Source organism: Arthrobacter sp. BE255, assembly GCF_031457335.1.
Taxonomy (GTDB): domain Bacteria; phylum Actinomycetota; class Actinomycetes; order Actinomycetales; family Micrococcaceae; genus Arthrobacter.
This window is the reverse complement of sequence record NZ_JAVDWK010000003.1, coordinates 225,587-245,282: the sequence shown is the minus strand read 5'-3', so window position 1 is coordinate 245,282 and position 19,696 is coordinate 225,587. Positions and strand designations below refer to the sequence as shown.

The window sequence follows — 19,696 nt, the reverse complement described above, 5'->3', positions numbered from 1 at the left end:
TGTGACGGACTAAGAACACCGTCCATCATCCCTGCGAAGAACTAGCGGGGACCGACCATGTTTGGCTGGGTTACCCGGTTCAGCATGCAATTCCGTTTCCTGGTTCTTGCCCTCGCAGCGGGGCTCATCACTTTCGGCGTCGTCAATGTTCCGCATATGGCCGTGGACACGATGCCGGAGTTCGCCCCCGCACAAGTAGAGATCCAAACGGAGGCCCTCGGGCTTTCCGCTGTTGAAGTTGAACAGCTCATCACTGCACCCATGGAAGCAGACCTCCTTAACGGGGTGGCCTGGCTGGACGAGATCCGCTCGAAATCCGTCCCGGGGCTCTCGTCCATCGAACTGGTCTTCGAGCCTGGCACGGACCTCCTGCGCGCCCGCCAACTGGTGGCGGAACGCATGACGCAGGCGCACGCGCTGCCTAACGTCTCATCGCCGCCGCTGATCATGCAGCCGCTGTCTTCCACCAGTCGTGTGCTGATGGTCAGGATGGACTCCAAGGAACTCTCCGGCATTGAGATGTCCGTCCTGGCCCGGTGGAAAATCAAGCCGCGGCTGATCGGTATCCCGGGCGTGGCCAACGTGTCCATCTGGGGCCAGCGCGAACAGCAGCTGCAGGTGGAGGTCACTCCCACTCAGCTGCGTGACAAGGGCATCACCCTGGAGCAGCTTGTCAAGACCACGGGCAACGCCGTCTGGGTTTCGCCGCTGAGCTTCCTCGAAGCTTCGACGCCAGGGACCGGCGGCTTCGTGGAGTCTCCGAGCCAGCGACTTGGCATCCAGCACGTCCTCCCAATCCGCACGCCGGCCGATCTGGCCAAGGTAAGCGTGGAGGAAACGGACCCGGTGCTGCGCCTGGGCGACATCGCACAGGTCAAGGAAGACCACCAGCCGCTGATCGGCGACGCCATTGCAGGAGCCGACGCCGGCCTGATGCTGGTGATCGAGAAGTTCCCGGGCACCAGCACCGTGGAGGTCACCCGGGATGTCGAGGCGGCCCTGAAGGACATGGAGCCCGGCCTCACAGGGGTCCAACTCGATACGTCCGTATTCCGGCCCGCAACCGGCGTCCAGGACTCCGTCAACAGCCTGGGACTTGCCCTGCTGGTCAGCCTGCTGATAGCAGTCGCCCTCTTCTGGCTGCTGTTCCGTTCCTGGCGGGTGGCCCTGGTTGCTCTCGTGGCCATCGCCACGACCGTCACGACGGCGGCCGTGGTGCTGATCGCGCAAAACGCGACGCTGAACATCACTGTCCTGTTGGGCGTCCTTCTCGGCATGTCCGTGATTGTTGGTGACGTCGTCGAAGACGTCCAGGCCAACCGGCGACAAATCGCGGTTCAGCCGGCGTCCGGGACGGAGGCCCAGCCCACGTCGCGGATGAACCACATCGTGCGCTCGGTCCGCACCCCGCTGTTCCACGCTTCGCTGATCATGGTGATTGTCCTCATTCCGACCCTGTTCCTGGCAGGGGTGGGCGGCTCATTCTTTTCGCCGGTCTTCTGGTCGCTGGCGCTGACACTGGCCGCCGCCCTGATCGTCGGGCTGTCCGTCACGCCGGTGGTGGCGCATTTCCTGCTTCCGCCGAAGACGGCAAAACCCAGGGAACTGCCCGCCGTCGCCCGCGGGAAGGCGTACTACGGCCGTGCCCTGGGCGAGGTCAACTCCCGGAAGACGCTGGCCATTGTGGCTGTTGCGGTCGTGGGTATCCTTGGCATCGCGGCAGGCTCGCAACTGGCCGGAAACCGGGCCCTCATTCCCACCCTGCCCGACCGCACCCTGCTGGTCCAGTGGGACACCATGGCGGGGACCTCCACCGACGAAGTCCGGCGGATCGCCGCCCTGGCCTCAAATGAGCTCAGGACGCTCCCGGGAGTTTCCGGAGTCGGCGGCCATGTGGGGCGCGCCATCTCCGCGGACCAGGTGGTCGGGAACAGCTCTGCTGAGCTGTGGGTGTCGATCGAACGGGACGCCAACTTCGCTGAAACGGAGCGGGCAGTACGGGATGTGGTGCAGGGCTACCCCGGTATCGCCCACAACGTGCTGAACTACTCACAGCAGACCGTCGGGGACATGCGCTCCACGCTTGAACCCGGCTTCGCCGTGCGGGTTTACGGAACGGAAATGCCGGTGCTGCGCGAAAAGGCCAACGAAGTCCGCCAGGCGATCCAGAAGATTGACGGTGTCAAGAACCCGGTTATCGCGGCCGCGGACATGACCCCGATCGTCGAGGTCCAGGTCAATCTTGACGCAGCCCAAAAGTTCGGCATCAAGCCCGGTGACGCCAGGCGGGCCGCGGCAACACTCATGCAGGGCATCGTCGTCGGCAACCTCTTTGAACAGCAGAAGGTGTTTGAAGTGGTGGTGCGCGGCGCGGTTGGTGTCAGGGATGACCTGACCAGTATCCGTGAGCTCCTCCTGGATGCTCCCAACGGCGGCCACGTCCAGCTCGGCCAGATCGCCGAAGTCCGTATGGTCCCCAGTGAAGTTGTCATCCAGCATGACGACACCTCGCGGCGGATCGACGTTTTGGCCGACGTCAGCGGACGCCCGCTGGCAGACATCCAGCGGGATATCGAGACCGCGCTCCAGCAAATCCAGTTCCCGCTCGAATACCACGCCGAGGTCCCCACGAAATACAGCCAGCTGCAGGCCGCCGACACCCTGGTCCACGGGCTCGGAATCGCGGCCATCCTGGCCGTGCTGCTGCTGCTCCAGACCGCCGTGAGGAGCTGGAAACTTGCCCTCGCTGTTTTCCTGACGCTTCCCGCGGCGCTGGCCGGAGCGGCGATCGCCGCATGGATCGGGACCGCGTCCCTGTCCTGGTTGTCACTGACAGCGTTTGCGGCCGTCCTGGCCATCGCGGCACGCAACGCGGCACTGCTGTCCGCGCGTGTCGATGAACTGTGGCGGGAGAATACGGACCTGTCACGCACTGACGTCGTCATGGCGGCGGCACGGGACCGGATATCACCGATCCTCAAATCAGCCCTCATAACGTTCCTCGTCCTGATACCGCCGGCCTTCCTCGGCGGCACGGTGGGTGAGGCCTTGATGGTGCCGATGCTGCTGATCATTGCCAGCGGCCTCGTGACCACAACGCTTGTTGGGCTCTTCCTGCTCCCGCTGCTCACGCTCTGGTTCGGTCCCCGCACTGAACCGGAAGAGTGGTCTGAAGTCTACGAATCGGAAGTACCAGTCATGCCCGTTATGGCGGAAAAGGTGGCAGTATCATGACCAGCAAAAAGCCCCTTAGGCGCCTGCCAGTGGCGGCTGCTGCCTGTGCAGCACTGCTGTTTTCACTGCCCGCCTGCGCGCAGCCCTCAGCCCTGGCCGAATCCACCGCCGAAGCTCCGGCCAAAGTGGAGAAGAACGCCACCACGGGCATTGCCCGCATCACGCTGAGCCAGCGGGCAATTGACCGGCTGCAACTGCTCACCGACACGGCCAAACCCGACCCGGGGGGCGCCGGGGTCCTGCTCCCCTACGCTGCGCTGCTGTACGACGCCCAAGGCAAGACCTGGGTCTACGTCAATCCTGAGCCGCGGGTCTACGAACGACAGGCCGTCACCGTGACCAAAGTCGAAGCGGGCGCGGTGACGGCCAGTGCCGGCCCGGCCGCGGGGACAGTATTGGTAACGGTCGGCGCGGCTGAGCTGTTCGGCGCCGAGTTCAACACGGGTAAATGACATGCGGCGGATCGTCGCGGCCAGCCTGAGGTTCAGATCGATCGTCATCGCCATGGCCGCGGCGCTGATGATCATGGGCGGCGCCCAGCTCAGCAACGCCTCCGTTGACGTGTTCCCCGAGTTTGCGCCGCCGAAGGTCGAAGTCCAGACAGCCTGCCTGGGGCTTACTGCCGCCGAGGTGGAAGAACTGGTGTCGGTCCCCATGGAAGAGGCCTTCAACGGCATCGACGGGCTCCACCACATGCGGTCCAAGTCGGTACCGCAGCTGTCCTCGATCGTGATGGAATTCGAGAACGGCACGGACCTGCTCACCGCGCGGCAGCTGGTGTCCGAGCGGATGGCGACGGTCATCCCGACGCTGCCCACCTGGGCGGCGCCACCGTTGATGCTGCAGCCGCTCTCATCCACGAGCCGGGTCATGAAGATCGGGCTGTCCTCCGACACCCGGTCCCTGATCGAGATGTCAATGATCTCGTACTGGAACATCAGGGCCCATCTGCTCCGCGTTCCTGGCGTGGCAAACGTGGCAATCTGGGGCGAACGCCTTCAGATGCTTCAGGTCCAGGCCGACCCGGCCAGGCTGGCGGCCAACAACGTCAGCCTTGAAACCGTGATGAGTACCACTGCCAATGCCCTCGACGCCGGCCTGCTCAAGTATTCCTCCGGCGCCATGATCGGCACGGGAGGGTCCCTCGACACGCCCGCCCAGTCAATCGGAATCAGGCACGTCCAACCCATCACCACACCCGCGGACCTCGCGCAAGTGGCACTGGAGGACCGGGAGGGACAGCCCCCGCTCAAGCTGAGCGACGTGGCAACCGTGGTGGAGGACCACCAGCAGCTCATCGGTGACGCCGTCATCAACGGCGGTCCCGGACTGATGCTGATCGTGGAAAAACTGCCGTGGGGCAACACCCTCGAAGTAACACGGGGGGTTGAAGATGCACTGAAGCAGCTGGAGCCCGGCCTGACCGGGATCGCCGTGGACACCACCATCTTCCGGCCGGCGACGTTCATCGAGGAATCCCTGGGGAACCTCGGCATCGCCCTGCTGCTTGGCTGCCTGCTGGTCATCATGGTGCTGAGTGTCTTCCTCTTCCAGTGGCGGACGGCGCTGGTCAGCGTGCTGGCCATCCCCCTGTCCCTGATGGCGGCGGCCCTCGTGCTGTATTGGACCGGCGGCACGATCAATACCATGGTGCTTGCGGGGCTGGTGATTGCCGTCGGGGTGGTTGTGGACGACGCCATCATCGACGTCGAAAATATCGTCAGACGCCTGCGGCACCACCGGGCAGTGGGCGGTACAGGCAGCACTGCCCGGGTAGTGGTCAACGCATCGCTAGAAGTGCGCGGGCCAATCGTCTATGCCACGCTGATCATCGTTGCCGCAACGGTTCCGATCTTCTTCCTGGACGGCCTGACAGGGGCCTTCTTCCGGCCGCTGGCAACGTCCTATACCCTCGCGGTGTTTGCGTCGATGCTCGTGGCGCTGACGGTTACCCCGGCCATGGCCTACATCTTCCTGCGCAATGCCAAACTGGAGGACAGGGATCCGCCCGTCGTCAGGGTTCTGAAGCGCTGGTACGGCAATGCACTCCGGCCGCTGGTCCGGCGTCCCGTCCCCGGGTACCTGACGCTGGCCGCCGTTGGCGTGATCGGCATCGTGGCGGCTCCGCTGCTGGGCCAGTCCCTGTTGCCCTCCTTCAAGGAGCGTGATTTCCTGATGCACTGGATCACGCAGCCGGGTACCTCAAACTCCGAGGAAGTCCGTGTCAGCCAACTGGCCTGCAACGAACTCATGACCATTCCAGGCGTGAACAATTGCGGGTCACACATCGGCCAGGCTTTCGCTGCCGATGAGGTGGTGGGTGTCAACTTCGGTGAAAACTGGATCAGCGTTGACCCGGGGGTCGACTACGACGAGACCCTGGCATCGGTCCAGGCAGTTGTGGAAGGGTACCCGGGAATCCAACGGGACGTGCAGACGTACCTCAAGGAACGCATCCGCGAGGTGCTCACCGGAACCGGGTACGCCGTCGTCGTCCGCGTCTATGGCGACGACCTGGCGATACTCCGCCAGGAGGCCGACAAGATCAAGGAAATCCTCGGCGGCATTGACGGTGCCATCGGTGCAAAGGTTGCCCTGCAAGCCAATATTCCGCAGATCGATGTGGAAGTGGACCTGGAAGCAGCGAACCGCTACGGGCTGAAACCGGGCGATGTGCGGCGCGCCGCGGCCACCCTGGTGGCCGGCGAAGAGGTGGGCGACGTCTACCGGGACGGCAAAGCCTACGATGTGCAGGTATGGAGCGCGCCGGAGATCCGCACGAGCGTCACAAGCATCGAGAACCTCGTCCTGGATACACCGTCAGGAATGAAAATCCGGTTGGCTGACGTGGCCAAGGTTGCGGTGAAGCCCACACCCAATGTTATTGAGCGTTCAGAGGGCTCAAGGCGCATCGACGTCAGCGCCAACGTCAAGGAAGGCGATCTGGCCAAGGTCGTGGACAAGCTCAAGACCGGCATGGAAACCATACAATTCCCGGTCGGCTACAGTGCGGCTGTCCTCGGCGAGTACGCCGAACGCCAGGCCGCATCACAACGGCTGCTGCTGTTCTCGGCAGGCGCCGTCCTCATGGTCTACTTCCTCCTGCAGGCTGCTTTTAAGAGTTGGCGGCTTGCCACCCTGGCCATCCTGACGCTGCCTGTGGCGCTCGTGGGCGGGGTGATCGCCGCCCACCTCAGCGGCGGAATCCTGTCCCTCGGTTCTCTGGTTGGCTTCCTGACCCTGATGGGAATCGCGGCCCGCAACGGCATCCTGCTCATCAACCACTGCCAACACCTGGAGCAGTACGAGGGTATGGCCTTCGGACCGGCGCTGGTACTTCGGGGGGCTGCAGAGCGCTTGTCTCCGATCCTTATGACCACCCTCGCCACGGCCTTGGCCCTGGTGCCCCTGGTGGTGATGGGAAACATCCCGGGCCACGAGATCGAACATCCCATGGCCGTGGTGATCCTGGGCGGGCTGGTCACGTCAACACTGGTCAACCTGTTCATCGTCCCTTCGCTGTACCTGCGTTTCGCCAAAGCCGGCAACGGCCGCCGGCACAAGGCACACGTGCTGAAACCCGCGCCTGCGGCTTAGGCAGCTCCCCACGAAATGAAAGGCACGTGAGATGGCTTTTCGAGCACCTCGTTTTACGGCGTACGGGTCCGCGTTGCTGCTGGCCTTCGGATCACTGACCGTGATGTCGGCAGGGACGGCGGCGGCCGCACCGCCGTCCCCGGAGCTCTGCGGGCCCGGGTCCGCGATCAATTTTGACCGGACGGATTTCCAGGCCTGGCCCCAGGTGGACAACAAGTGGTTCCCGCTCACGCCGGGCATGCAGTTCACGACAACCGGCACCGTAACCTCCCAGGACGGGGTCCACGAGCACTCCGTGGTCCACACAGTGACCGGCCTGACGAAGGTGATCGACGGAGTCACGACCCGCGTGATGTGGGACCGCGACTACGACGACGGCGAATTGGTCGAATCCGAGCTGGCCTTCTTCGCGCAGACCCGCAAGGGCGCCGTGTGGCTCTTCGGCGAATATCCTGAGGAATTTGAAAACGGCGAATTTGTTGGCGCACCCAGCACGTTCGTCAGCGGAATCGCCAAGGCGCAGGCCGGGATCGCCATGCAGGCGCTGCCCCGGACCGGCACACCGGAGTATGTCCAGGCCTATGCACCCAAGGTCGACTTCCTTGACTGCGGAAAGGTTTTCCAAAAGCACCAGTACCTCTGCGTCCCCACCGGCTGCTACAACAACGTGCTGGTCATTGACGAACGCAACCCCCTGGAACCGGACGCCGGACACCAGCGGAAGTTCTACGCAGCCGGAACCGGGCTGGTCAAAGTCACCGCCGTGGGCGGGCCTGACCAGGAATTCATGGACCTCGTGAGCGTGAAGAAACTGGGCGCCGCGCAGTTTGCGGCGGTCAACGCGCAGGCGCTGGAACAGGACGAGAGGGGTTACACCGTCAGCAGGAGCGTCTACGCCAAGACGCCGCGGGCCCAGCTCGGCTGACTCTGACTGCCGTGCCGGCGGAGGGTCGGTGACCCGGGGCCCTGACCCGCACAAGACGAGGGAGGACGGCACTCCTCGGGCCGCCCTCCCTCTTCATGAGTATCCTGCGTCCGCTTCAGGGTGCCTAGCGGACGTCCTCGTCCACCCAGTCCATGGACTTCGTGACCGCCTTCTTCCACAGGCGCAGCTGGCGGTCCTGCTCGGCCGCCTCAAGCTGCGGTTCCCAGCGCTTGTCCTCGGCCCAGTTGGCCGACAGCTCACCAAGGTCCTTCCAGAATCCGACGGCGAGGCCCGCTGCGTAGGCGGCGCCCAGGGCGGTGGTTTCCACGACCTTCGGCCGGATCACCGGGACGCCCAGGATGTCTGCCTGGAACTGCATCAGCGCGTCGTTGGCGACCATGCCGCCGTCGACCTTCAGCTCCGTGAGCGGAACGCCGGAGTCCGCGTTGACCGCGTCCAGTACCTCGCGGGTCTGGAATGCCGTGGCTTCCAGGGCTGCGCGGGCGATGTGGTTCCTGTTGACGAACCGGGTCAAACCCACGATGGCGCCGCGGGCATCCGAGCGCCAGTACGGGGCGAACAGTCCGGAGAACGCGGGCACGATGTATACGCCGCCGTTGTCCTTGACCGACGCAGCCAGTGTCTCCACCTCCGGGGCGCTGCTGATCATGCCGAGGTTGTCACGCAGCCACTGGATCAGGGAACCGGTGACGGCGATGGAACCTTCCAGGGCATAGTGCGTTGCGGCATCCCCCAGTTTGTAGCCGACGGTGGTGAGCAGGCCGTTCTTGGAGTGCACGATCTCCTCACCGGTGTTGAAGATGAGGAAGCAGCCGGTGCCGTAGGTGTTCTTGGCTTCGCCGGCCTGGAACGCGGCCTGGCCGAAGGTTGCGGCCTGCTGGTCGCCCAGGATGCCCGCTACCGGGATTTCCCGCAGCAGCTGTGAAGTGTGGACGGTGCCGTACACCTCGGAGGAGGACTTGATCTCCGGCATCATGCTCAGCGGGACACCGAAAATCCCCAGGATTTCCTCGTCCCAGCTCAGTGTCTCCAGGTCCATGAACAGGGTCCGCGAGGCGTTGGTGACGTCCGTGACGTGCACACCGCCGTCAACGCCGCCGGTCAGGTTCCACAGGACCCAGGCATCGGTGTTGCCGAAGACCAGGTCACCGGCCTCCGCCTTGGCCCGTGCGCCCGCGACGTTGTCCAGGATCCATTTGATCTTGGTGCCGGAGAAGTAGGTCGCAAGCGGAAGGCCCACCTTCTGCTTGAACCGTTCCGGCCCGCCGTCCCTGGAGAGCTCGTCAACGATGTCCTGCGTGCGGGTGTCCTGCCACACGATGGCGTTGTAGACGGGCTCGCCGGTGGTCCTGTCCCACACCACGGCGGTTTCGCGCTGGTTGGTGATGCCGACGGCGGCGATGTCGTGCCGGGTCAGGTTCGCCTTGGAGAGCGCGGAGGCGATGACCTCCCGGGTGTTGTTCCAGATCTCGGCGGCGTTGTGTTCCACCCAGCCTGCCTGCGGGAAGATCTGTTCGTGCTCCATCTGGCCCGACGAAACGATGTTGCCGCTGTGGTCGAAAATGATGGCCCGCGAGCTGGTGGTGCCCTGGTCGATGGCGATTACGTACTGGTTCATAATGACGTCCTTGTCTGTGTACTGGGTGTTACTGTGAGGTCAGGCGGCGGCGGTAACGATGATGGGTGCGATCTTTGCGACAATACCGGCCAGGGCGCCGCCCACAAGGGGTCCTGCTACGGGAATCCACGAGTAGGCCCAGTCGCTGGTTCCCTTTCCCTTGATGGGCAGCAGTGCGTGGGCGATGCGCGGACCCAGGTCACGGGCCGGGTTGATGGCGTAGCCCGTCGGTCCGCCCAGGGATACGCCGATGCCCACCACGAGCAGCGCAACGGCCAGCGGTCCCAGGCCTGAGGGCGTTCCGCCGAGGGTGAGGATCACGAATACCAGGACAAAGGTGCCAATGATCTCGGTGACCAGGTTCCACGCGGTGGCGCGGATCGCGGGGCCGGTGGAGAACACGCCCAGCTTGCTTGCGGACTCCGGTTCGGCGTCGAAGTGCTGCTTGTAGGCGGCCCAGCAGACTACTGCGCCGAGGAAAGCCCCCAGCATTTCGCCGCCGAAATAGGTCAGCGTGGACGCAGCATCAATCGGGACGCCCGGCGCGTACTCCGCCTTGCCGTTAACCAGCAGGCCCACGGTGACGGCGGGATTGAGGTGCGCGCCGGACTTGGCGGCAACAAAAACGCCCGCGAAGACGGCGATGCCCCACCCCCAGGTCACCATCAGGAACCCGCCGCTGTTGCCTTTGGTGCCCTTCAGGGCAACGTTGGCCACGACGCCGCAACCCAGCAGGGTGAGCATGGCCGTTCCGAAGACTTCGGAAAGGAAAACTATTCCAAGAGACATCTTTGACTCCTCTATTTTCTGTTGTCGGTCCTTCGCAGGTTTGAAGGATCGGCCCGGGAGCTGTGGCGCCCGGGCCGTCAGCCGTGCCGCTTAGGCAACCAGGCTGTGGATCTGTACGCGGTGGAAACGCTCCAGCACTTCCTGGGCGGCACGGATCTCTGCGGCCGTGGCCGCAGCATCCCAGCCCAGCGGGCCGGCGAGCACGTCCGCCACCTCGTGAAGCAATTCGCCCGTGACCAGGCCGCGGAAGGCCAGGGATGTGCGGCGGATGAGTACGTCGGCAAGGTGCCCCACCTGCTCATTGGCGGCCATGAACTCCAGCTCGCGGACGCTGAGTTCGTGCGTGGAGTGCAGGAGGCGGTCGGGGCCGGCGTCGAGGTGGCGCATGACTTCCGCAGCCCGGGTGCCGTAGCGCGTCAGCAGGACCGCGGTCCGGTCAGCGTTGCGGGTGGCGGACATGTGGGCCTTGATCCATTGCTGGACCCCGGCTTCGTCGTCGGGGAAGGCGGCTCCGCCTCCGATGGCGAGCTTCGCCGTCGAAACCTTCCGTTCCATCCCCAGCTCGGCGAGGACGTCGTTGGTCATGTGCTCGGCCAGCGCGCGGAACGTCGTCCATTTGCCGCCCACCAGGGAGAGAACGACGGCGCCGGCCCCGGCTTCGCGGCGTTCGATCCGGTAGTCCCGGGAGACAAATCCGGGCTGGGTTGCGTCGTGCCGGGGAAGCGGACGGACGCCGGAGAACGTGTAGACGATCTGACCGCTGTCGACCGGGATGTCCGGGAAGACATGGCCGATGAGTTCGAGGAAGTAGTCGATTTCGCCGTCGGTGCACACGGCGTCCTGGCCCATGTCGGCATCCACATCGGTGGTTCCCACCAGGACCCTGTCCCCCATCGGGTAGATCAGGACGATCCGGCCGTCGGTGTGTTCGAAGAAGATTTCGCGGCCGCGGCACGCCTCGAGGAGGCCGGGGTGGTCCAGGACGATGTGTGAGCCCTTGGTGCCGCCCATGAAGCGGGAGGCGGCGCCCATCGCTTCGTTGGTGAGGTCCACCCAGGCACCGGTGGTGTTCACGATGACGTCGGCGGTGAAGTCAAACACCTCGCCGGTAAGTTCGTCGCGCAACTGGACGGTGCTGCCCGTGGCAGGACCGCCGGTTCCTGCCGCCGGCCCCGGTTTCATCGATTGGAGTGAGAGATAGTTGCTGGCCCGCGCCGTGGCGTTGGTGTGGCCGGCAGCGCCCAGCCCGGCTTTCTCGCCGTCCTGGAGCACGTCGAGGGTGAGGCGCTCGGGGTTGTGGACGGAGGCGTCGAAGTACGTGGCTGCATATTTGATGCCGGGGTTCAGGTGCGGCAGTTCGGCCAGTGCGCGTTTGCGGCCGCGGAACTGGTGGCGGGGAACGGAGCCGCCGTCCCGGGAGAACGAATCGTAGAGGCTCAGGCCAAGCTTGATGAGGAATGCGCCACGTTCCTTGGGCTTGCCCTGTTGTTTGTGGGTCAGGAAGCGCAGGGGCGCGGACAGCACGCCGGAGAAGGTGCTGAAGATCGGAATCGTGGTCTGGAGCGGCTTCACGTAGTGGGGTGCGATGCGCAGCAGCCGGTTCCGTTCCACCACTGATTCCCGGACGAGGCGGAACTCGCCGTTTTCCAGGTACCGGATACCCCCGTGGATCATGTGCGACGAGGCGCCGCTGGCACCCTGGCAGTAGTCGCCGCGCTCCACCAGGGCAACGTCAACTCCCTGCAGGGCAAGGTCGCGGAACGTGCCGACGCCGTTGATGCCGCCGCCGATGATCAGCACCCTGGCCTGCGGACGCTGTCTCAGGGCCTGCACAGCTGAACGCGGTCCGCTGGCCGGAGAAGGCGCAGCTCCGCTGTGGCCGAAAAAATCCTTGGTTCCCAAAACAACTCCCTTGGGGTTTGGTGTGTGCGGCCGCCGCCCGGCGTTCCGCAGGTGTCCAACTATTCTTTGAAGTAATGGAAAATGGAGTCAACCTTTATGCACAAACGTGCAGAATGGATCCTCATGTCACCGTCCCGCCACTCCGACGCCCTGCGTGCCGCACAGATGTACTACCTGCAGGACCTCACCATGGACGCCATCGCCCGGGAGCTCCGCACTTCCCGTTCCACGGTGTCCCGGCTCCTGTCCTCGGCCCGGGAGTCGGGCCTGGTGCAGATCCAGATCCGGAATCCGCTTGACACCGGCCCGGAACTGGAGGGGTTGATCCGTGACACATACAACGTTGACGCGCACGTTGTCCCGGTCCTGGAAACCCTCAATGAGGCGGAAACCCTTGACCGCGTGGCCATGCAGGCCGCGCGCACCATCGGGCCGCTGGTGGATTCGAACGCCATCATCGGGGTGGCCTGGGGGTCCACGCTGAGCGCGGTCAGCCGGCACCTGACCCGCAAAATCACCCACGACTGCGTCATTGTCCAGCTCAACGGCGCCGGAAACATGCACACCACGGGCATCACCTACGCAAGCGACATCATGCGCCGCTTCGGCAGCGCCTACGGGGCCCGCGTTGAGCAGTTCCCGGTGCCGGCGTTTTTTGACCACGCCGCGACCAAGACAGCCATGTGGAATGAGCGCAGCGTGCAACGGATCCTGGAGCTGCAGTCGCGGATGAGCATCGCGATCTTCGGTGTGGGCTCGGTGGACGCGGACTATCCCAGCCACGTCTACGCCGGCGGCTACCTGGACGAAAGTGACCTGAGGATCCTGGCAGGATCGGACGTAGTGGGCGACGTCGCCACCGTCTTTTTCCGCGGCGACGGGTCCTCTGACGGCATCGTCCTGAACGAACGCTCCACCGGGCCTGCGCTCGCGGAACTTAAACAGGTCAGGCGCCGCATCTGCGTGGTGTCCGGAGCGTCCAAGATCAACGGGCTCCGCGGGGCATTGACGGCGGGGCTGGCAACGGACCTGATTCTTGATGAGGCATCCGCGCGCCGGCTGGTGGGTTTTGACGGCGCCGCCTGAGGGAGTCTGTGTACAGAATGGGTAGAGTCGTTGCTATGAAAACCTCACCCCGGCTCAGCCTGAACAACGGCGTGCTGATCGACCAGTTGGGATATGGGCTCTACAAGGTTCCGGTGGCGGAGGCGTCCGCCCTGGTCTCCACCGCGCTCGGCGCCGGCTACCGCCATTTCGACACCGCTGCCATGTACGGAAACGAAACCGGCGTGGCCCGCGGAATCAGTTCCCTCTTCGGGTACGACGGCGGAATGGGAACCGGAAGCGGCGGCTCCGGGGAAGCGTCGCCTGCGTTGGCCCGCGGGGACGTCTTCATCACCACCAAGGTCTGGAACGATGACCACGGCTATGACTCCACGCTGCGTGCGTTTGATAACTCCATGGTGAACCTTGGACTGGACTACGTGGACATGTACCTGATCCACTGGCCCTGCGCCCGGCGCGGGCTGTTCACGGACACCTACCGTGCCCTGGAAACCCTGTACCGGGAAGGGAAAGTGCGGGCCATCGGTGTCTGCAACTTCCAGCCCGCCCACCTGGACCAATTGCTGCAAACGGCGGAGGTGGTGCCGGCCGTGAACCAGATCGAGCTGCACCCGTGGCTCCAGCAGGCTGAGCTGCGGGAGAAGCACGATGCGCTGGGAATCCGGACCGAAGCCTGGAGCCCCCTGGGGCGCGGACAGGTCCTGGCGGATCCGGTGGTCCTGGCGTGCGCTGCTGAACACGGCGTGAGCGCGGCGCAGGTCATCCTGCGCTGGCACATCCAACTGGGCAACATTGCCATCCCCAAGGCCAGTACCGAGGCCCGGATCCGGGAGAACCTGGACGTCTTCCGCTTTGAACTTTCGGACCGCGACATGGTTGCGCTGGCCGAACTTGACCGGGGCCACCGCACCGGGTCCCATCCCGACAACGTCAACTAGGACCGAGGCAATGAAAACAGCTGACCCGCAGCCTCCGGCCACGCCGTCGTATTTCAGCCGGGAACTCGAGGCCCGGACCCGGGCTGCCCGCATCGAGCTCGACGGCGGCACGGTGGCCTACTGGACCTACGAACCGGTCCAGGTGACGCCGGAGACCCGGACCATCCTGGTGATCCACGGCTTCCGCGGTGACCACCATGGACTGCTCAGGGTTGCGGACCAGCTGCCCGGGATGCGGCTCATCATGCCGGACCTCCCCGGCTTCGGCAGCTCCGCAGCCTTCGCTTCGGGACCACATTCCGTGGAGCACTACGGCACTTTCATCACCGGCTTCATGGCGGCACTGGGCCTCGGACCGGACACCGTCCTGCTGGGCCATTCCTTCGGTTCGATCGTTGCCGCGCACTTCGTGGCAGCCCACCCCGGCGCGGTCTCGCCGCTGATCCTCATTAACCCGATCGCCGCACCGGCGCTGGAAGGGCCGAAGGGGATCATGACCAAACTCGCCGTGCTGTACTACCGGCTCGCGGCCCGGCTCCCCCAGGGGCCCGGCCTTGCCCTGCTCCGCAACCCGCTGATCGTCCGCGTCATGAGCGAGGCCATGGCCAAAACTCCGGACAAGGAACTGCGCCGTTTCATCCACGGCCAGCACCATTCCTATTTCAGCGACTTCGCCGACCGGGACAGCCTGCTGGAATCGTTCACGGCCTCCGTCAGCGGAAACGTGGCAGAGGTGGCCGGGCAACTGGCGCTGCCGGTCCTGCTCATCGCCGGCGAAAAGGACGAGATCGCGATGCTGCCCGACCAGCACCGCCTCGCCGCCCTGCTGCCGGACGGGACGCTCAAGGTGATCCCCGGCGTCGGGCACCTGATCCATTACGAGACGCCGGCGCCTGCAGCCGGCTTCATCCGCAGCTTCCTTAAGGACCATCCCGCGTGAAAATTGTCGTCGATGCCCGCTTTACCCGGACCGACCACCACGACGGAATCAGCCGTTATGGAGCCAGCCTGATAGCGGCAACGGCGAAGGTCGCCGACGTATCCATGCTGATCAGCGACCGCCGGCAGCTCGCCCTCCTCCCTGATGTGCCCTACACCCTGATCAACAGCCCACTGTCCCCCATGGAGCTGTTTGTGGCGCGGAAAATCAACCCGCTCGGAGCTGACGTCGTGGTCTGCCCCATGCAGACCATGGGAACCTGGGGCCGCAACTACGGACTGGTCCTTACCCTGCACGACCTCATTTATTACGAGCACCCGGCACCTCCCGGCTTCCTTCCCGCACCCGTGCGGGTGCTGTGGCGCCTCTACCACAAGGCCTTCTGGCCGCAACGGCTCCTGCTCAACCGGGCAGACATCGTGGCCACCATCAGCAGGACTACGGAAGCCCTGATGGCAAAGTACCGGCTCACCAGCCGGCCGGTGCGGATCATCAGCAACGCGCCGCAGCCGGACCAGGAACCGCGGGACGCCACCGCCGGGGCCGAGCATTCACTCGTCTACATGGGCTCATTCATGCCCTACAAAAACGTGGAGACCATGGTGGCCGGCATGGCCGACCTGCCGGACTTCACCCTGCACCTGCTGAGCAGGATCACCCCGGAACGCCGGGCCGAGCTGGAAATCATGGTTCCCGCCGGCGCGAAGGTGGTGTTCCATAACGGCGTGACCGACGACGAGTACGCCACGCTGCTCCGGCGCGCCACCGCCCTGGTAAGCCTTTCCCGGGCGGAGGGCTACGGGCTGCCGCTCGTGGAGGCCATGGCGCTGGGCACGCCGGTCATCGCCAGCGACATCCCCATCTTCCGCGAGGTGGGCGGCCACGCCGCGTCCTACGTTGATCCCGGTTCTGCCGCGGAGTTCGCCGCGGCCGCGAAGAAACTGCGGGACGACGGGCACTGGCAGGACGTGTCGCGCCAGTCCGTGGTGCGGGCCGCGGAGTTCAGCTGGGATGAATCAGCCAGGCAGCTCGTTGACGTGGCCCACGACATCGTGGCCATGCGTTCGGGCCGGAAACGCCCGTCGCATCCGGCCTAACCGGCCTAAAGGACGTCCACGCCGTCCAGGCGGAGCTGTACCGGCTCCCCGCTCCGCTTGGCCGCGGCGGCCGCACGCGCGGCCCGGAGCACCCTGGTCACCGTCGCGGCCTGCCCGTACGGGAAGAACAGCAGCGTACGGACGTCCTCGCCGACGCGCTGGGGAGCGGCTGCGCCGACCAGCAGCACCGGCGCCGGACCCGCTGTCCGCAGGTCCACCCCGGCGGCTGTCAGCTGCTTTTCGGCACCCTCGGTGAAATGTACGACGGCGGCGCGCGGGCCGGTGACGGATGCGATCCGGACGGCGGGGGGCAGCTGGAGCTCCACCCGCAGGGCCAGTTCGCGCTGGGCATAGCCGGCGGGATCCCAGCGCAGCAGTGCACCGACCGCCGCAGTATCGGCTGCCGTGATCACCACGAGGCCGCCTTCGGAGGCCGGCCGCACCAGGGCGGCGGCATTGAACCAGCGCCGGACGGTGTCCTCCCCCGCCCGGAGGTTTTCGCGGCGGAGCAGCGAGTCGCCGTCGAGCAGCAGCGCCGCGGCGTACCCGCCCTCCGCCACCGGCTCGGCACCCACGGTGGCGACCACCAGGGCCTTCGCGCTGCCAACGTCAGTCTTGATGTGGTCCCCAGAGGAGGTGACCACGGCTTTGCCGGGGAACGCCCGGCCCAGCTCCTCGGCCGTCCGCAGGACCCCCGTTGCACCCTTTCGGAGCTGGCGGCCGCCGCAGTGGCTGCACTGCCAGTCCGGGGCCGGCGTGGAGCACCAGCGGCATTGCGGAAGGGCGGCGCTCCCGCTGGCACCAGCGACGGCCAACGGCCCCTGGCAGGATCCGCAGCGTGCCGGCTCGCGGCAGGTCTCGCAGACCAGCGACGGCGCGTAGCCGGCGCGGGCCACCTGCACCAGGACCGGTCCGCGTTCCAGGCCTTCCTTGGCGGCGCGCCAGGCAGCACCAGGCAGCCGTGCGATCCGGGCCAGCGGGTCCCGTTCCTGTTCGAAGCTGTCCGCGGTGTTCAGCACCCTCGGGACGGTGGCACGCAGGGCTGGGCGTTCGGCGTCGATGGGCGTGGCCCAGCCGGTTTCCACCAGGCGCTGCAGTTCGGTGCTCCGGGTGTGGCCGGCCATCAGGCAGGCCGTGCCCTCCTGGCCGGCGCGGAGCAGCAGCACGTCGCGGGCGTGGGCGTACGGTGCCCGCTGCTCGATATGGAGATCGTTGCCGTCGTCCCAGCAAGCCACGAGGCCGAGATCCCGGACCGGCGCGAACGCTGCGGACCTCGTGCCGATGGCCACCCGCGCCGAGCCGTCGAGGACACGGAGGAAGTTCCGGTACCGCGGCGTGGGGCCGTCATCGGCGGTCAGACGGGCGATGTCGCTGGCCGGCAGGACCTCCTCCAGCGCTTTTTCCAACCGGTCCAGGTCGCGGTAGTCGGGAACCACCACCAGTGCGCCGCGGCCGGAGGCACGGACGGCAGCAACCGCCTGCGCGACCAGCCGGGGCCATGCCGCCGGACCGAAGCCCTGGAGCGGGCTGAACACCGCCCGCGGGGAGCCGCCCTCCCCCAGGTGCCGGATGAAAGCCTGGCCGTTGCGGTAGGCATCCCACCCGCCGGAGGCAGCGGACCCGGCTGTATCGGCCGAGGGCCCAGTCGAGTTGCCGGGCATTGGGCCGGCGGCGTGGACCGGCGCGGCAGCATCCCCTTCCGGATCTTCTTCACTTTCAGAGCGGGCCAGGAGCTCCTTCTCCAGCCTGGCAACGCGCGGCGGAACCGCGGCGCGGAGCACGTCGCTGACGGTTCCGGCATAGCGGGCGGCAACGGCGGAGGCAAGGTCCCGGACGGCCGGGGTGAGGACGGGCAGCGGCGAGATGACCTTGTGCAGCGGGACCAGGGTATGGCCGGCGTCGGATTCGGCGGCGCGTTCCATGATGAAGCCGGCCAGGTCCTGGCCGTTGAATTTGATTTTGACCCGCACGCCGGCCTGGGCGGCGGCGTCGAGGTCGGCAGGCACACTGTAGTCAAACGGGCGGTCCAGGTGCGGCAGCGGCGATTCGACGAGCACCCTGGCCACCGGGAGGTGTGTTGCCAGCGGGGGGCCGGCCTGTGGCTTGCGCGCCGGGAATCCCTGGAGCAGGGACAGCTGCACGGCACCGGGGAGGCCAGGCTCTGCCTGTGCAGTTCCGTCTGTTGCCATGGCGGCTACCCCCTTTCGAACCAGCAAACCACCTGGCCCCGACATTTTCGGCCGGGGCCAGGTGGCTGGACTGGACGTTGCTGAAGGCTAGGCGTTGAAGAAGGCCTTGAGGTCGTCCACGCGGTCCAGGCGCTCCCAGGTGAAGTCGGGATCGTCACGGCCGAAGTGCCCGTGCGCCGCCGTCTTGGCGTAGATGGGGCGCTTGAGGTCCAGGGCGTCGATGATGGCCCGCGGGCGGAGGTCGAAGATCTCCGCAATGGCGGCGCTGATCCGTGCCGGGTCCACCGTTTCCGTGCCGAAGGTCTCCACGTAGGTGCCCACGGGGCGTGCCTGGCCAATGGCGTAGGCAATCTGGATTTCGGCGCGCTTGGCCAGGCCTGCAGCCACCACGTTCTTGGCTACCCAGCGCATGGCGTAGGCTGCCGAGCGGTCCACCTTGGACGGGTCCTTGCCGGAGAAGGCGCCGCCGCCGTGGCGGGCCATGCCGCCGTAAGTGTCAACGATGATCTTGCGTCCGGTCAGGCCGGCGTCGCCGACCGGGCCGCCGATGACGAACTCACCGGCGGGGTTCAGGATGTTGGCGGTCCGGGAGATGTCCAGGTTGGCGGCGGCCAGCACCGGGTTGATCACAAAGGAGGCGAGGTCGGCGCGGAGCCGGTCCAGGCTGGTTCCTTCGGCGTGCTGGCTGGAGATGACCACGGTTTCCACGGAAACCGGTACGTCCTTGTCGTACCCGATGGTGACCTGGGTCTTGCCGTCGGGACGGAGGTAGGACAGCTCGCCGGACTTGCGCACCTCGGTGAGGCGCTCGGACAGGCGGTGCGCGAGCCAGATCGGCGTCGGCATGTAGGACGGTGTCTCGTCGCTCGCGTACCCGAACATCAGGCCCTGGTCACCGGCGCCCTGGAGGTCGTAGTCGTCCTCCTGGCGGCCTTCGCGGGCTTCCAGCGAGTTGAACACGCCGCCGGCGATGTCGTTGGACTGCTGCCCGATGGAGACGGACACGCCGCAGCGGGCGCCGTCGAATCCGTTGGCGGACGAGTCGTAGCCTATTCCCAGGATGGTCTCCCGGACGATCTGCGGGATCTCAACGTAGGCGTCCGTGGTGACCTCGCCGGCCACGTGGACCAGGCCTGTGGTGGCCATGGTCTCGACGGCGACGCGGGACTCGGGGTCCGCTGCCAGCAGGGCATCGAGGATGGCGTCGCTGATCTGGTCGCAGATCTTGTCCGGGTGGCCTTCAGTCACGGACTCCGAGGTGAAGAGCCGGAGGGCGGAGGGCGTGGCCCCGTGGGTGTGGGGAATGTGCAGCGGTAAAGTCACTCAACTACCTTACTGGTTGGGAATCGGACGTCCGGCAGCGTGTGTCCCCGTACTAAGG

13 protein-coding genes are annotated in these 19,696 nt (G+C 66.0%); 8 read left to right on the top strand and 5 right to left on the bottom strand.

The window, feature by feature from the left end:
* Positions 1 to 84: 84 nt before the first annotated feature.
* From J2X42_RS07455 to J2X42_RS07440, 4 genes are read left to right on the top strand one after another with little or no spacing between them, the layout of a single operon-like run.
* Complete coding sequence (locus J2X42_RS07455) at positions 85 to 3,234, top strand: efflux RND transporter permease subunit (protein ID WP_310163761.1); 3,150 nt, start codon at positions 85 to 87, stop codon at positions 3,232 to 3,234.
* Positions 3,231 to 3,686, top strand: a complete 456-nt coding sequence (locus J2X42_RS07450) for a hypothetical protein (protein WP_310163758.1) — start codon at positions 3,231 to 3,233, stop codon at positions 3,684 to 3,686. The genes J2X42_RS07455 and J2X42_RS07450 overlap by 4 nt, the downstream gene beginning before the upstream one ends.
* A gap of 1 nt (position 3,687) precedes the next feature.
* Positions 3,688 to 6,831, top strand: a complete 3,144-nt coding sequence (locus J2X42_RS07445; protein ID WP_310163756.1) for an efflux RND transporter permease subunit — start codon at positions 3,688 to 3,690, stop codon at positions 6,829 to 6,831.
* Between the two features lie 31 nt (positions 6,832 to 6,862).
* Entirely contained in the window at positions 6,863 to 7,756 is an 894-nt protein-coding gene (locus tag J2X42_RS07440) for a hypothetical protein (protein WP_310163754.1), read from the top strand.
* A 124-nt stretch (positions 7,757 to 7,880) separates the two neighbouring features.
* Here the strand turns inward: J2X42_RS07440 and glpK are convergent, their stop codons facing one another.
* The 3 genes from glpK to J2X42_RS07425 all read right to left on the bottom strand — a co-directional run bounded on the left by glpK (position 7,881) and on the right by J2X42_RS07425 (position 12,017).
* The gene (gene glpK, locus J2X42_RS07435; protein WP_310163752.1) at positions 7,881 to 9,395 is read right to left on the bottom strand and encodes a glycerol kinase GlpK; all 1,515 of its coding nucleotides are present in this window, start codon (positions 9,393 to 9,395) and stop codon (positions 7,881 to 7,883) included.
* 39 nt (positions 9,396 to 9,434) lie between these two features.
* Positions 9,435 to 10,184, bottom strand: a complete 750-nt coding sequence (locus J2X42_RS07430) for an MIP/aquaporin family protein (RefSeq protein WP_310163748.1) — start codon at positions 10,182 to 10,184, stop codon at positions 9,435 to 9,437.
* Between the two features lie 90 nt (positions 10,185 to 10,274).
* Entirely contained in the window at positions 10,275 to 12,017 is a 1,743-nt protein-coding gene (locus tag J2X42_RS07425; protein WP_310163745.1) for a glycerol-3-phosphate dehydrogenase/oxidase, read from the bottom strand.
* 192 nt (positions 12,018 to 12,209) lie between these two features.
* Here J2X42_RS07425 and J2X42_RS07420 point away from each other — a divergent pair, with 192 nt between their 5' ends.
* The 4 genes from J2X42_RS07420 to J2X42_RS07405 are packed head-to-tail and all read left to right on the top strand — an operon-like array spanning position 12,210 to position 16,126.
* Positions 12,210 to 13,172, top strand: a complete 963-nt coding sequence (locus tag J2X42_RS07420; protein WP_310164294.1) for a sugar-binding domain-containing protein — start codon at positions 12,210 to 12,212, stop codon at positions 13,170 to 13,172.
* A gap of 35 nt (positions 13,173 to 13,207) precedes the next feature.
* Entirely contained in the window at positions 13,208 to 14,089 is an 882-nt protein-coding gene (locus tag J2X42_RS07415) for an aldo/keto reductase (protein WP_310163742.1), read from the top strand.
* Positions 14,090 to 14,099: 10 nt separating this feature from the next.
* Positions 14,100 to 15,029: an alpha/beta hydrolase gene (locus J2X42_RS07410; RefSeq protein WP_310163739.1), complete on the top strand. Its 930-nt coding sequence runs from the start codon at positions 14,100 to 14,102 to the stop codon at positions 15,027 to 15,029.
* Positions 15,026 to 16,126, top strand: a complete 1,101-nt coding sequence (locus J2X42_RS07405) for a glycosyltransferase family 1 protein (RefSeq protein ID WP_310163737.1) — start codon at positions 15,026 to 15,028, stop codon at positions 16,124 to 16,126. The genes J2X42_RS07410 and J2X42_RS07405 overlap by 4 nt, the downstream gene beginning before the upstream one ends.
* Positions 16,127 to 16,131: 5 nt before the next feature.
* On the opposite strand, the gene J2X42_RS07400 is transcribed toward J2X42_RS07405, so the two are convergent.
* Entirely contained in the window at positions 16,132 to 18,315 is a 2,184-nt protein-coding gene (locus J2X42_RS07400) for a primosomal protein N' (RefSeq protein WP_310163735.1), read from the bottom strand.
* A gap of 87 nt (positions 18,316 to 18,402) precedes the next feature.
* Entirely contained in the window at positions 18,403 to 19,638 is a 1,236-nt protein-coding gene (gene metK / locus J2X42_RS07395) for a methionine adenosyltransferase (RefSeq protein ID WP_131133075.1), read from the bottom strand.
* Positions 19,639 to 19,696: the final 58 nt, after the last annotated feature.